The sequence below is a fragment of the Microbacterium enclense genome, assembly GCF_004022425.1.
In the GTDB taxonomy this organism is placed as follows: Bacteria; Actinomycetota; Actinomycetes; order Actinomycetales; family Microbacteriaceae; genus Microbacterium; species Microbacterium enclense_A.
This window is the reverse complement of the sequence record NZ_RBZY01000012.1, coordinates 50485-64188: the sequence shown is the minus strand read 5'-3', so window position 1 is coordinate 64188 and position 13704 is coordinate 50485. Positions and strand designations below refer to the sequence as shown.

9 protein-coding genes and 1 pseudogene are annotated in these 13704 nt (G+C 71.0%); all 10 read left to right on the top strand.

Annotated features, from left to right (window positions below; translation table 11 throughout):
- Positions 1-1430 (top strand): annotated as a pseudogene (locus D8Y23_RS16725) (hypothetical protein); the annotation flags it as partial.
- Positions 1430-2023: a recombination mediator RecR gene (recR, locus tag D8Y23_RS04885; protein ID WP_128217045.1), complete on the top strand. Its 594-nt coding sequence runs from the start codon at positions 1430-1432 to the stop codon at positions 2021-2023. The pseudogene D8Y23_RS16725 and the gene recR, both read left to right, overlap by 1 nt.
- Before the next feature lie 263 nt (positions 2024-2286).
- Entirely contained in the window at positions 2287-2829 is a 543-nt protein-coding gene (locus D8Y23_RS04880; RefSeq protein WP_128217044.1) for a hypothetical protein, read from the top strand.
- A complete protein-coding gene (locus D8Y23_RS04875; RefSeq protein WP_128217043.1) occupies positions 2822-4492 on the top strand; it encodes a serine/threonine protein kinase in 1671 nt (556 codons plus the stop codon). The genes D8Y23_RS04880 and D8Y23_RS04875 overlap by 8 nt, the downstream gene beginning before the upstream one ends.
- A 175-nt stretch (positions 4493-4667) precedes the next feature.
- Positions 4668-5729: a phosphate ABC transporter permease subunit PstC gene (gene pstC / locus D8Y23_RS04870; RefSeq protein ID WP_128217042.1), complete on the top strand. Its 1062-nt coding sequence runs from the start codon at positions 4668-4670 to the stop codon at positions 5727-5729.
- Between the two features lie 6 nt (positions 5730-5735).
- On the top strand, positions 5736-7016 hold the full coding sequence (gene pstA, locus D8Y23_RS04865) for a phosphate ABC transporter permease PstA (RefSeq protein ID WP_240663788.1): 1281 nt from the start codon (positions 5736-5738) through the stop codon (positions 7014-7016).
- Positions 7013-8650, top strand: a complete 1638-nt coding sequence (pstS, locus tag D8Y23_RS04860; RefSeq protein ID WP_205796850.1) for a phosphate ABC transporter substrate-binding protein PstS — start codon at positions 7013-7015, stop codon at positions 8648-8650. The genes pstA and pstS overlap by 4 nt, the downstream gene beginning before the upstream one ends.
- A 201-nt stretch (positions 8651-8851) precedes the next feature.
- Positions 8852-11404, top strand: a complete 2553-nt coding sequence (locus D8Y23_RS04855; RefSeq protein WP_164878143.1) for a hypothetical protein — start codon at positions 8852-8854, stop codon at positions 11402-11404.
- 60 nt (positions 11405-11464) lie between these two features.
- The gene (locus D8Y23_RS04850) at positions 11465-12595 is read left to right on the top strand and encodes a substrate-binding domain-containing protein (protein WP_128217040.1); all 1131 of its coding nucleotides are present in this window, start codon (positions 11465-11467) and stop codon (positions 12593-12595) included.
- A 23-nt stretch (positions 12596-12618) separates the two neighbouring features.
- Positions 12619-13653, top strand: a complete 1035-nt coding sequence (locus D8Y23_RS04845; RefSeq protein WP_128217039.1) for a hypothetical protein — start codon at positions 12619-12621, stop codon at positions 13651-13653.
- The last annotated feature ends 51 nt before the right edge of the window (positions 13654-13704 follow it).

Here is a 13704-nt window from a genome sequence, read left to right as displayed (position 1 = left end):
CCGCCGCCCGGACGCCGTCTCCCGCCGCGGCGCCTGCGGCTCCGACCGTCGCGGCGCCTGCCGTCGCGTCGCCTGCGGCTCCGACCGTCGCGGCTCCCGCCGTGGCCGCGCCGGGCGTAGCCGCCCCCGCGGTCGCGTCGCCGGGCGGCGCTCGGCCGACCGTCGCGAACCCGGGCGGGGGCGCGGCTCCGGCCGCCGCACCGGGACGCACGTCGCCCGTGGCGGCCGCGACCGCGCCGTCCGACGACGACGTGCCGCCCCCGTTCGACGACGACGCTCCGCCGCCGTTCGACGACGTCGAGCCCGGGTCCGCTGCCGGGCCACCCCCCGCGTCCGCACCGGTGGCGCCGGACACGGCGACGGGTCCGACCGGCGCCCCCGAAGCCACGGGCGACGCCCCCGCAGGCACGTCAGCCGCCGACCCGCACCCGTTCGACACTGCACCGACCGCCGACGGCGGGCCGACCGATGACGACGCCGCGACCGCCGACCGCCCCTCGGGCGACGACGCGTCGCCGCTCGAACACGCGGCGCCGACGCCGCCGGTGGTGCCCGTGGGGCCGCTCGAACTCTCGCACGTGCGCGACGCCTGGCCCGAGGTGCTCGGGCAGCTCGAGGCGCTCAGCCGTGGCTCGTGGCTGGTCGTGTCGACCTCGTCCGTCCTCGCGTTCGACGACGACGTGCTCACCCTGGGCTTCCGCACCTCCGCCGATCTCGCCGCGTTCAAGACCCGGTCGGCCGACGGCGGCCCCAGCGAGGACCTCCGTCAAGCGATCCAGTCGGTGCTCGGCATCCGCGTCAAGTACCTCGCGCGGCTCGACGGCGACGGCGGGTCGGGCGGCACGCCACCCCGCGCACCCGCGCCCGGTTCCGATGGTGGGACGCAGGCCACGCCGCAGGGGTCGGCCGCGCGGTCGTCGACCCCGTACGCCTCCGCGTCCGTCACCGACTGGGCGGTCGCGCCGATCCCCGGCGCCCCGGCCGGTGCGGGGTCGGCCCCGAGCCCCGCCGCCGCGCCCGTCGCCCCGCTCGCCGCAGCTCCCGCTCCGGCGGCCGCGGTCGCACCCCGCGGCCCCGCGCACGCCGCGCCGGCGCCTGGCTCCGCGGCCACCGCCCTCGCGGTCGACGACGAGCCCGACGACGTCGTCGTGCAACCCGCGCTCCGCGTCGCCCCGCCGCCCTTCGAGGGAACCGTGCTCCCGGCTGCCGACGTCAGCCGCTCGGTGACCGCCCCCGACGAGGTCGACGACGACGACGTCATCCCGCCCCCCGACGACGAAGCCGATCTCCCCGTGCCGCCGGTCGTCGCGCCGCGCCTGGCACCGCTGAGCGGGGGAGTGCAGCGCTACGGCGAGGCCGTGGTCCGCCAGATGCTCGGAGCGAACTACGTCCGCGACGAACCCTACGAGCCCCCGACGAGGTTCAGCTGATGTACGACGGCATCGTCCAAGACCTGATCGACGAGTTCGGCCGGCTTCCGGGCATCGGACCCAAGTCCGCACAACGCATCGCGTTCCACATCCTCCAGTCGCCCTCGTTCGATGTCTCGCGGCTGTCGCAGCTGCTCGGCGAGGTGCGCGAGAAGGTGCGTTTCTGCGAGATCTGCGGCAACGTCTCCGAACAGGACCGATGCTCGATCTGTCGCGACCCGCGGCGGAACACGACCCTGATCTGTGTCGTCGAAGATGCGAAGGACGTCGCGGCGATCGAACGCACGCGCGAGTTCCGCGGGCTGTACCACGTGCTGGGTGGGGCGATCAGTCCGATCGCGGGGATCGGCCCCGACGATCTGCGCATCGCCCCCCTCATGCAGCGGCTCGCGGACGGCACGGTCCAAGAAGTGATCCTCGCGACCAACCCGAACCTCGAGGGCGAGGCCACGGCCACCTACCTCAGCCGGCTGCTGCATACGCTCGAGATCCGCGTCACCCGCCTGGCATCCGGTCTCCCGGTCGGCGGTGACCTCGAGTACGCCGACGAGGTCACCCTGGGTCGCGCGTTCGAGGGTCGCCGCACGCTCTGATCGGCGTCGTGCGCACGTTTCCCCGGGGCCGTCGATGGCGCCTTCTCCCGGGCGTCGCGCCGCCGGTGCCGACCCGCCTCCGCCGGTGCCGAGAGGCGCAGCGAGGCGCGCGGACTGGGTGAACTGAGCGTTGAGGGGTGGTGAACCCCTCGTTCACCCGTTGCTCCTGAAACGGCAATCCGACGGGAGCACGTTCATCCCTGCGGAACAGCACCGAGGAGCCCGAAACCCGGTGCGCAGGTCCGTCAGACAGGGGCCTTTCCGTGAGCGACCAGCTCTCCGCACGACCGACGGCGACCGCGCGCGTGGTCTTCGATACGTTCCGGTCGCCCACCGACCCGATGCTCGTCGCGTGGCTCTCGTTCCGTGCGCGCGTGCTTCCGAATGTCGCGCCGCTGGCTCCGCCGACCCAGCGACCGGCGGACGGCCCGCTCAAGGACGGGGTGTTCGGCGTGTGGCGCCTTCTGGCGACGAACAACCGAGAGCTGGGGCGAGGAAGCGTGCTCCACCCGTCGCCCGATCGGGCGTGGGCGGATGCCGAGGCCCTGAGCGGGCGGGCGGGCGAGCTGACCGCGATGGTGATGCGGGGGACGCTCTCGATGCGCCACGGCTGGGCGCTGCGGCTCGCGGACGAGCCGGTGCTCATCTGCTCGCGCTGGTACGAGTCACCGGGGGAGGCGGCCGCAGCGGCGCGCGCCGCGCGCGACAACCTCGCACGCGCGAGCATCGTGCGATCCGTGAACATCGGCACGCGCTCCGGTCGTCGCCATCGGCAGGCGCGCGAGTCCATCGACGTCCATGAGTGAGGGCGGCGACGCGACACACCCCGCGCCCTCGACGGTGGCGGAACGGTTCCAGATCCGCGGACTGCTCGGTGCCGGTGCGACCGCCTCGGTGTACGAGGCCCGTGACCTGTTCACGGGCGAGGACGTCGCGCTGAAGGTGCTTCACCCGCACCTCGCGTCCGAGGTCGCGCTCGCCCACGCGTTCCTGCGCGAGGCGGAGGTCGTGGCCGGGGTCACGCATCCCGGCCTCTGCGCGCTGCGTGCTTTCGGCGACGGGCGGACCCCGGACCGGACCTGGACCGCGTGGGAGCTGGTGCGCGGCGCCTCGCTCTCCGAGACCGTCCGCACCTCGGGACGTCTCGACGTTCTCGCCGCCGCCACCGCGGTCGGGCAGTTGCTCGACGCGCTTGCCGCCCTCCACGCGGTGGGGGTCGTCCACCGGGACATCTCGCCCGCCAACGTCCTGATGACCCCTGGCCCCGAAGGGGTCGTTCGGGACGTCCGCCTCGTCGATTTCGGACTCGCGGCCCCGATCGGCGAGTCCGCACGCGGCGCCGACGTCTTGCGCAGCGCCGAGGGGGACGGTGTCGTGGGCAACGCCTCCTATGCGTCCCCCGAGCAACTCCGTGGCGAGCCCGTCGGCGTCGCCGGAGACATCTACCAGGTTGCCGGCGTTCTGTACTTCGCGCTCGTGGGGACCCCGCCGTTCCCGCGAGCTCGCACCGCCGACGTCGTCGAGGCGCACCTCACGGCACTGCCCCCTACCGCGTCCGTGACCGTCCCCGGCATCCCGGTGGCTCTCGACCGGGTGATCGTGCGGGGTCTGTTGAAGGATCCGTCCGAGCGCTTCCCGGATGCGGCTGCGATGCGCGCGGCGGTCGACGAGGTGGCCCGCGCCCGCGAACCGCGCGCGGCCGCGGCCGTGGCGCCGGCGGTCGCGCCGACACCCCGTCCGGTCGTCGCGCCCACCCGCGTTCTCGCCCCGGCGGCCGCGGCGACCGCCATCGACGACGTCGAGGAGCGGCGCACGTCGCCGTGGCTGTGGGTGCTCGCGGCCGCCGCCGTGGCGATGATCCTGGCCGTCGTCGCGGTCGCCGCACGGCCCGCGGTGTCGGAACCCGGGTCGTCGTCGACCGACGCGCCGGTGGCCGAGGCGACGACGCCCGCGAGCGATCCGCCGTCCGCGACCCCGACACCCACCGCGACCAGCGCCGTGCCATCGCCCACCGCGCCCGCTCTCGTGCGGACGCCGGACGTTCAGGGCCTGAGCCTCCCGGACGCCGCCGACGCCCTCCGCCGCGCGGGTCTCGAGGTGGGCGAGCGCACGAACCAGGACGGAACCGCCGTCGCTCAGACGGTCGTGGCCGGGTCTCCGGCGGCGGGGACCGAGGTCTCCGTCGGCAGCCGTGTCGATCTCGTGATCGCCACGGGGTGGAACGCCGTCCCGGACCTCGCCGGTTTCGCCGAGGAGGATGCCATCGGCCGAATCACCGGGTCGGGGCTCATTCCCATCGTGGTGAGGGAGCAGCGTCCTGGGATCTCCGGCGCCGTTGCGGCCGTCGAGCCCGCCGCCTCGACACGCCTCCCGCTGGGCTCGACCGTCACGCTCATCGTTGCGACGGCCCCGACCCCGACCCCATCCGCCCCGGCGTCGGCGACACCGTCCCCGAACCCGAGCGCATGACGTCCCTCCCTCACGACCCGGAAAGGTCTTCTTCGCCCTTGTGTCTTCCGTCGTTCACCAGCACACCCGACGATGATCGTCGTCCGGTCGGAACCCGCCGCCGGCCTCTCCGCTCAGGAAGCTCCATGAGTAGAACTCTGCGCATCGCAGCGCCTTCCCGTCGGCGCGCTCGCGGATGAACGCTGCTTCTTCCGGCGACATCACCGAGGTCTTGTTCGCCGACGCCCCCGACGACGACGAGACGCCGCCCCGTGACGATGATCGTCCCCGCGCCCGCTCGCTCGCGTCGCGCCCGTCGACGGCCGATTCCATCTTCCGAACGACCGCCTTCGCCGCCGGTGGCATCACGGTCGCGATCATGCTCGCGGTGGGCTTCTTCCTCACGCTCCGCGGCGGCGATGCGCTCAGCGTCGCCGGGTTCTCCTTCCTGACGACACAGGAGTGGTCGCCCGAAACCCGGACCTTCGGTATCGCCGCGGTGCTCTCCGGTACGGTGACGATCGCCCTCGTCGCGATGTTCTTCTCGGTGCCGCTGGCCATGGGCACGGCCCTGCTGATCTCCGAGATCATCCCGCCGCGGATGCGCTCCCTGCTCATCTCGCTCGTCGACCTGATGGCAGCGGTCCCGAGTGTCGTCTACGGGCTCTGGGGTCTGTTCTTCCTTCAGCAGAACGTCATCCCCGTCGCCCAGTGGATCTCGTACTACTTCGGATGGATCCCCGTCTTCGCCGTCACCGATGCCGACGGCGCGCGGCTGACGGATGCCAGCCAGTTCACGTCCTCCGCGTTCATCGCCGGCATCGTGGTGGCCCTGATGGTCGCCCCCACCCAGACCTCGGTCATGCGCGAGGCGTTCTCGCAGGCCCCCGTCGGCGAGCGCGAGGGTGCCCTGGCTCTCGGTTCCACCCGCTGGGGGATGATCCGTACCGTCGTTCTGCCGTTCGGCCGCGGCGGCATCATCGGCGGCACGATGCTCGGTCTCGGCCGTGCGCTCGGTGAGACGATCGCCGTCTACCTGATCATCTCGCCGATCTTCACGATCAACTGGCAGGTGCTCAAGACCGGCAGCAACTCGGTGTCGGCGCTCATCGCGCTCCGCTACGGCGAGGCCAGCGAGTTCGGTCTGTCCGCCCTCATGGCGGCCGGCCTCGCCCTGTTCCTGATCACCCTGGTGATCAACTTCACCGCTTCCTCGATCGTGGCGCGTTCGCGGTCGGGCGCGCAGAGCGAGGGCTGACCCGCCATGGACGAAACCATCACGACCGTCATCGCCGCGGGAGGCCCGGGGGGCCGCGGCGGCGACCCTTCCGACACCGGACCGAAGCGCACCTTCCGCCCCGCCCCCGGCAACGAACCCGTCGGTCCCCGTCGTCGCATGAGCGGCGCGACCGCCGAGGACACCTTCAATCTGACCGGAGCCCTGGGTGCCGCGCTGGCGGTCGCGACCCTGCTCTTCGGGTGGTTCACCCCGATGACGGGGGCGGTCGGGTGGGCGATCGTCACCTACCTGCTGTTCGTGCTCATCTACGCGCTCCTGGTGGCGTTGCGGGCGACCGGTCAGGAGGTGGCGGATCGCGTGATGACGGCGCTTCTCTACAGTGCCGCCTCGATCCTCATCGCCGCGCTCGTGTTCGTGGTGTGCTTCGCCGTGTTCCGCGGGCTCCCGGCCCTGGTCAATCTCAACTCGTTCGTCCAGACGATGGAGTCCGCGGGCCCGCTCGAGCCGCTCAGCGTCGGTGGCATCGCGCACGCGATCGTCGGCACGCTCATCCAGATCTCCATCGCCCTGTCCATCACCGTTCCCCTCGGGATCGCGACCGCCGTCTTCATGAACGAGATCGGTGGCCGGTTCGCGCGGTTCGTCCGGACGATCTCGGATGCCATGACGGCTCTGCCCTCGATCGTCGCGGGCCTGTTCGTGTACTCGGCGGTCATCCAGCTCATCACCCACGAGCGCTCGGGCTTCGCGGCGTCGCTCGCGATCACCGTGATGATGCTGCCGATCGTGATCCGCGCTTCGGACGTCGTCCTTCGTCTGGTTCCCGGAAATCTGCGCGAGGCCTCGTACGCGCTCGGGTCCTCCCGGTGGCGCACCGTCTGGCACGTCGTCCTTCCGACGGCGCGTTCGGGTCTCGTCACCGCGGTGATCCTGGGCACCGCCCGCGGCATCGGCGAGACCTCGCCGGTTCTGCTCACCTCCGGGGTGACAGCCGTGATGAACGTCAACCCGTTCTCGGGCCCGATGATCTCCCTGCCCCTGCAGGTGTTCGACTTCGTCAAGTCGCCCGAGCCGAACATGATCGCCCGCGGATTCGGCGCGGCCGCAACCCTCCTCCTGCTCGTGCTCCTGCTCTTCGCGATCGCGCGCATCATCGGCGGCCGCGGTCCCGGACAGCTCAGCGCCCGCCAGCGTCGTGCCCGCACCGCGCAGTCGGCCGCAGACCTCCAGCGCATCGAGAACCGACACCGTGTCGCCGCCGAGGCGCTTCCGAACGACCCGACCCCTTCGAAGGACCAGCCGTGATCCGCCGCATCCGTTCTCTTCTGGCGGCTTCCGCCGTCGCCGTGCTCGTGGTCACGGGCTTCGTCTCGTCTTCTCCTCCGGCGGCGCACGCCGATTCCTGGGCGCCGATCTCCGGTACCGGGTCCACGTGGTCGCAGAACGCACTGGACCAGTGGCGCCGCAACGTCGGTGAGAACTACGGCATGACCGTGAACTACTCGGGCGTGGGTTCCTCCGCCGGTCGCCGCGACTTCATCAACGGCACCGTCGACTTCGCGATCAGCGAGATCCCGTTCCAGTCCAACCCGGAGGACGGCTCGCAGCCCGAGGTGCCACGCAGCGGTTACGCGTACATGCCCATCGTGGCCGGTGGTACCGCCTTCATGTACAACCTCAAGATCGGCGGCAAGCGCGTCACCAACCTGCGTCTGTCCGGCGCCGTGGTGACGAAGATCTTCTCCGGCGCCATCACGAAGTGGAACGACCCCGCGATCCAGGCCGACAACCCCGGCCTGGCGATGCCGGACCGGTCGATCGTCCCCGTCGTGCGCTCGGACGGATCCGGTTCATCCGCGCAGTTCACCCTCTGGATGTCGAAGCAGCACGGTGACATCTGGACGCGCGGAATGACGTCGCAGTTCCCCACGCCCGGTAACGGCAAGGCGCAGAACGGCTCGCTCGGCGTCGCCGGCTACGTCAGCCAGGATTACGGCGAGGGCGCCATCACCTACGTGGAGTACTCGTACGCGGTGAAGTCCGGCTTCCCCGTCGCGAAGGTCCTGAACTCCGCCGGTTACTACATCGAGCCGACCGCGCCGTCCGTGGCTGTCGCCCTGCTGCAGGCGCAGATCAACAACGACCCGAACTCGGCCGACTACCTGACCCAGATCCTGGACGGCGTCTACAACAACGGCGATCCGCGCACGTACCCGCTGTCGAGCTACTCGTACCTGATCGTGCCGACGCAGACGGCGGGGATCTTCACGGCGGAGAAGGGCCGCACCCTGGGCGGCTTCGCCGAGTACGTGCTCTGCGAGGGGCAGCAGTCGGCGACCGCTCTGGGATACTCGCCGCTCCCGATGAACCTGGTCCTGGCCGGTTCGGAGCAGCTCAAGCGCATCCCGGGAGCCAACGCGAACGGCGTCGACATCAATCGATGCAACAACCCGACCTTCAAGCCCGGCGACTCGCCGTCGAACAACCAGCTCGCGGTCTCCGCGCCGGCGCCGGCGGAGTGCGACAAGCAGGGCCCGAACCAGTGCACTTCCGGAACCGCGGGTTCCGCCGGTACCGACACGCCCGTGACGGGGACCGGCTCGGGCGGCTCCTCCGCCGAGGCCGGGGGAGCGGGCGGTTCCGCCGCGGGCGCGGCGACGGCAGACGCGGGGACCGCGGCCGCGGGGCCGGCGGACGCCGCGGCGGGTGTGGGTGACGCCGTCTACGACGCGAACGGCAACCTCGTTTCCGGGTCGGCAGCGAGCGGGGGTGGCGGTGTCGCTGCCGCTGCCGTTTCGTCTCCGTTCACCCTCGCCGAAGACGGATGGAAGGCACCGCAGTGGCTCATGCTGGCCGCCGCGTTGCTGTTGATCGCGGCGATCGTCCTCCCGCCCGTGGGGTTCCGTCGCATGCGTTCCAACACCGCCGGCAAACGCTGACCGCGATACACGCCGCCTCCCGTCCGGAGGCGGCATCCGGCGTGCCAAAAAGCCTCTTGACCTGGGCTTATATCTGAACCACCGGCTTCCATCAAGATACGACCCCTCGTTGGTCGATCGTTCATGCGGAAGTCACAACCCGCCCCTAATTTCATCGCTGTCGGCACCCGTTCAGGGTGTCGCCCTCACCTGGAGAATCTCGTGCGTAGTGCTCTACCCGAAGGGCGCGCCGCGCGACGTGTGCTGTCCGGCTTGTCCGGCGCGCTCGTCGGCGGCCTCGTCTTCGCCGCTCTGACCGCCGGCGGCGTGCTGCCGACCGGCGCAGCCGCGGCGGCCGATGCGACGTCGGCGACGGTCACCGCCAAGGCCTACGACTCGGATTGGGAGAACTCCCCGTTCCCGGATCTCTCCGTGACGGTGTCGCAGACGAAGGGCCTCGTCGCGCAGGGCCTGGAGATCAGCTGGACCGGCGGCAAGGAATCGACGCCGCCGACGCAGCAGTCCGGCGGCCAGAACTTCCTGCAGATCGCGCAGTGCTGGGGCGACGACCCGCAGAACCCGGGGCAGCCCGACCGCACGACGTGCCAGTACGGCGCGTTCGGAACACCCGGAGCGACACGAGACGGATACCGCTCCGAGGGCAGCACGGCCGAGGCCGACGAGTCGTTCTCCGTGCCGGGATCCGGCTCCCTCGACCCCGCCTACACCTCGGTTCCCTTCCGATCGGCGACCGGCGAAACGATCGCCTCCGTCGTCGATGGCACGCGCGTGCCCGACGTCGACGTGAACACGAACGCCTTCTTCACCCAGTACACCTCGAACGAGATCCCGTGGGCCGGCACCGGCGCGGACGGTACGGGCAGCACGAAGTTCGAGGTCCAGACGGTCACGCAGTCCCGCGGACTCGGATGCGGCACCCGCACCTCCGACGACGCCAACGCCGCGAGCGGCCAGCCCTGCTGGCTCGTGATCATCCCGCGCGGTACCGCCGACACGGGTGAGGCCGCCGTGGTGAGCTCCGGCCTCTTCTGGGACAACTGGAAGCACCACGTCGCGGTCAAGCTCGACTTCCGCCCGGTGGGCCTGCGGTGCGCGATCGGTGCGGCCGAGCGTCAGCTGGCGGGCAGCGAGGTCGTCGCGCGAGCGGTGTCGTCCTGGCAGCCGTCGCTGTGCTCGGGGACGGGAGGCAGCGTGTTCACGCTCCTCACCGGAACCGAGAGCGACGCGGTGGCCACGGCCAACGCGGCCGGCGACGACGCGCCCCTCGCCCTGACGTCGCTGCCCTACCGCGGGGAGGGGGAGGACAAGCTCGTCTACGCGCCGATCGCGCTGAGCTCGGTCACGGTGGGCTTCGCGATCGACCGATTCCCGCGCCAGGACGGAACCGTCCCCGATGATGCCCTCGCTCGGGCGCGTCTGCCGCTGACGGACATGAAGCTGACTCCGCGGCTCATCGCCAAGCTGCTGACCTCGTCGTATCTCGATTCGCTGCCGTATCAGGCCGACCGGTCGCACCTCGGCGAGAACCCCCGAAACCTCCTCTTCGATCCCGACTTCCTCGAGATCAACGACCCCGAGTGGGCACAGCAGGCGATCGCCAGCGTGGCCGTGGCCGACATGCTCGTGCCGCAGGGCCGCACCGATGTCGCCACCGCGCTGTGGGGCTACGTGATGGCCGACGCGGACGCTCGCGACTTCCTCGCGGGGAATGCCGACGCCTGGGGGATGGTGGTGAACCCCTACGCGTCGACCGACGCGGCGAAGAATCCCACCGGGAACGCCTTCGCCCTGCCGCGCGACAACTTCCCCCGCCCCGACCCCGTCGAGGTTCCGGCCGTCGAGGACGGCCCCGCGGCGATCAACTCCGTCACCTGGCGTCCCTACACGAACGACCTCGACAACGCGGCGTACTACACGTTGCGCGGCGACGGCCTGGCGTTGAGCGCCTGGGACCCTCTGGGGAACCCGCCCCGCTACACCCGGAGCCCGCGCAACCTGCCCGGCACGCAGGCGGTCGTCTCCCTCACCGACGGCGCCGCCGCGGACAAGTATCAACTGGTCACCGCTTCTCTGCGCAACCCGGCGGGGGAGTTCGTGAGCCCCACGAACGAGGCGCTGGTTGCGGCCGCTGCCGCGATGACGACGGTCGGCTCTCAGACCCAGGTCCGCAGCTTCGATCCCGCAAGCCCGGAGGCGGCTCGAGCGGCGGGCGCCTACCCGCTCGCGCTTCCCGTCTACGCCGCCGCGAGCCCGTTCGTGAAGGATGCCGACGTCCGCCGCGTCTACGCGGACTTTATCCGCTATGCGGCGGAGCCCGGTCAGGCCCCCGGGGTTCAGACGGGGCAGCTCCCCAACGGTTACGCTCCACTGCCCGACGGGTGGCGCGTCCAGGCGCGCGCGGCAGCCACCGCTCTGGAGAACGGCGTCACCCCGGGCAGTCCGACGACGCCGCCGCAGCCGTCCACGCCCCCGCGGCCCGGTGGATCCTCCGGATCGATCGGCGGCAGCTCCACGGGTGCCGGGGCGGCGTCCGGCGGCTCCACCGGAGCGGCCGCAGCACCCGCCGGATCGACCCCGGCGGGGGATTCCAACCCCGCCGCATCCGGGGCCGTCGCCGGCGCGCTCGCCGGAGCGAAGACCGCGGCCGACCCCGATTCGGGCGCCCTTCCGGCCGCCCTGCCGATCAGCCTCCTCGCCGGTCTCATCGCCGCGTTGGTCGTGCTGCTCATCCCGCGTCTGCCCCGCAGAACGTGACCTCCGACTTTTCCTTCCCGCAGTTCCCTCTCATCACAACAACCCACAGATAGGTCATCAGTGAAGATCAAGAAGATCGCCGCACTCGGTGCGGCTGTCGGCCTCGTCCTCTCGGGCGTCGCCTTCGCATCGTCGGCCTCCGCGGAGCCGGTCGCGAACAGCTACGCGGTCGTCGGTTCGGACACGCTCCAGGACTCGATGAACGCCCTCACCAACGGCACCAGCGTCTCGGGTGCCTCCGTCCGCATCCTCGCCGGTGGCAAGTCGATCGGAAACTTCGACGCGTTCGGTTCCGCCGCGATCCAGACCAAGCCGGGCGGCGTGTACTTCGCGCGTCCCAACGGCTCGGGCTCGGGCCGCGACGCGCTGCGCGCCTCGGTCAGCGGCACGAACTGGTCGGTCAACAACAACGCCACCCCCGCTCGCGCGATCACCGGTCAGGTCGACATCGCCCGCAGCTCCAGCGGTCCCGGCACCAACGCCAACGCCAACGGCCGCCTGCTCTACGTCCCCTTCGGTCGTGACGCTGTGGCCTACGCCTACAAGGGTGGCACCGCCGCCTGGGCGAACCTCACCCCTGCGCAGCTGAAGTCGATCTACGACGGCACGCTGACCTCGATCGACGGCGTCCCCGTCACGCCGCGCCTGCCCCAGGCCGGTTCGGGTACCCGCACGTTCTTCCTGAACGCTCTCGGCTACTCGGGCAGCGCTCCGACGGCCCCCGCGGTCAACGACACGGGCAACGTCACCCCCGAGAACGACGCCACGGTCCTCGGCGACAACCAGATCATCCCGTTCTCGGTGGCGAACTGGGTCGCCCAGGCCAACAACGTCTCGGGTGTCAACACCGTCGCCGCGGCTCCCACGGTGGCCCTCGGTTCGCCCGTCGCCGGCCAGGTCCCGTTCACGGGCACCGCGCCCAACCTGGTGCCGAGCACCGGTTTCTACGCCGACACCACGTTCGGCCGTGACACCTACCTGATCGTCGAGCGCGCCAAGGTGCAGTCGTCGTTCACCTACAGCGGCTCGCCCGCCTACGACGCGGTCCTCGCCGGTCTCGTCGACTCGTCCAAGGTCACCAGCCTGACCAACTTCACCACCTCTCCCTTCGCGCCCGGTGCCGTCAAGCGCAAGTTCGGCTTCCTCGCTCCCAGCTCCACGACCGCCATCGCCGCGTACGCGGCCGGCTGATCACACACTCGATTGGATCACTCATGAAGAACATCCGTATCAAGGCCGCCCTCGCCGGCGTCCTCGCCCTCACCCTCTCCGCCGGCGGTGCCCTCGCCGCGTCGGCTGCCCCCACCCCGGCCCCCTCGCTCGACCAGATGTGGCTGTGGAACCCCGAAGAGACGATCGTCCAGAGCACCGACGTCAAGGCGTGGGACGACCCGGTCTACGGTTACCCGCTCGACGCCGGATTCACGGACTACGACGACATGTTCACCGGTCCGGCCGACGCCGCCAACGTGTTCACCTTCTTCTCCAACCCCGGCGATGAGCTGGACTCGACCAAGTGGCTCGGTAGCGGCTTCAGCGGCTTCAACGACCCGGCCCTGAAGACCGTGCTCACGCCGGCCCTCCGCCCGATCGACATCGACGGCCTCGGCATGGCGGCCGCCAAGGCCAACGGCGGCATCTACTCGGTGGGTATCGCGTTTACCGACCAGGCCGGTGTCCTGGTCAAGGGCGTCAGCTTCGTGCGCCTGAACGTCGCTCCCGGTGGTAACTACACCTACACGCCGACCGTCGAGGGCACGGTCGACCCGGACCCGACGGGTGACTCGAAGGACATCGACATCTCGGCCGACGTGCAGGAGGCGCCCGGCGACCTCACCTTCACCGTGCCGACGACGTCCGTCGCCCTGACCACGTCGATCAACGCGCAGAAGCTGTCGGAGTCCACCGGCTCGATCACCGGCATCGCCGTCGCCGACACGCGCCGTACCGCCGATCGCAAGGGCTGGGACCTCACGCAGTCCGTCGCCAACTTCGTGTCGGGTGCGAACACCATCGACAAGGCCAACTTCGGTGTCAAGGTCACCAAGACCGCTGGTAACGCGGCCACGGCCGGCACCGAGCAGGTCGCCGGTAGCGCCGTGTACCCCTCGCCGTTCGCCACGGCCGGCGCGGGTGTCTCGACCGAGCCCAACACGACGCTCAACGCGGACCTGAAGCTCGTCGCTCCCGCCGGCACGCCCGCCGGCACCTACACCTCGAAGATGACGCTCACGCTCGTCTCGAAGTGACCCGTGGGAGGGGCGGCGCCGCAGGCGTCGCCCCTCCTCTCGGACCTTCCT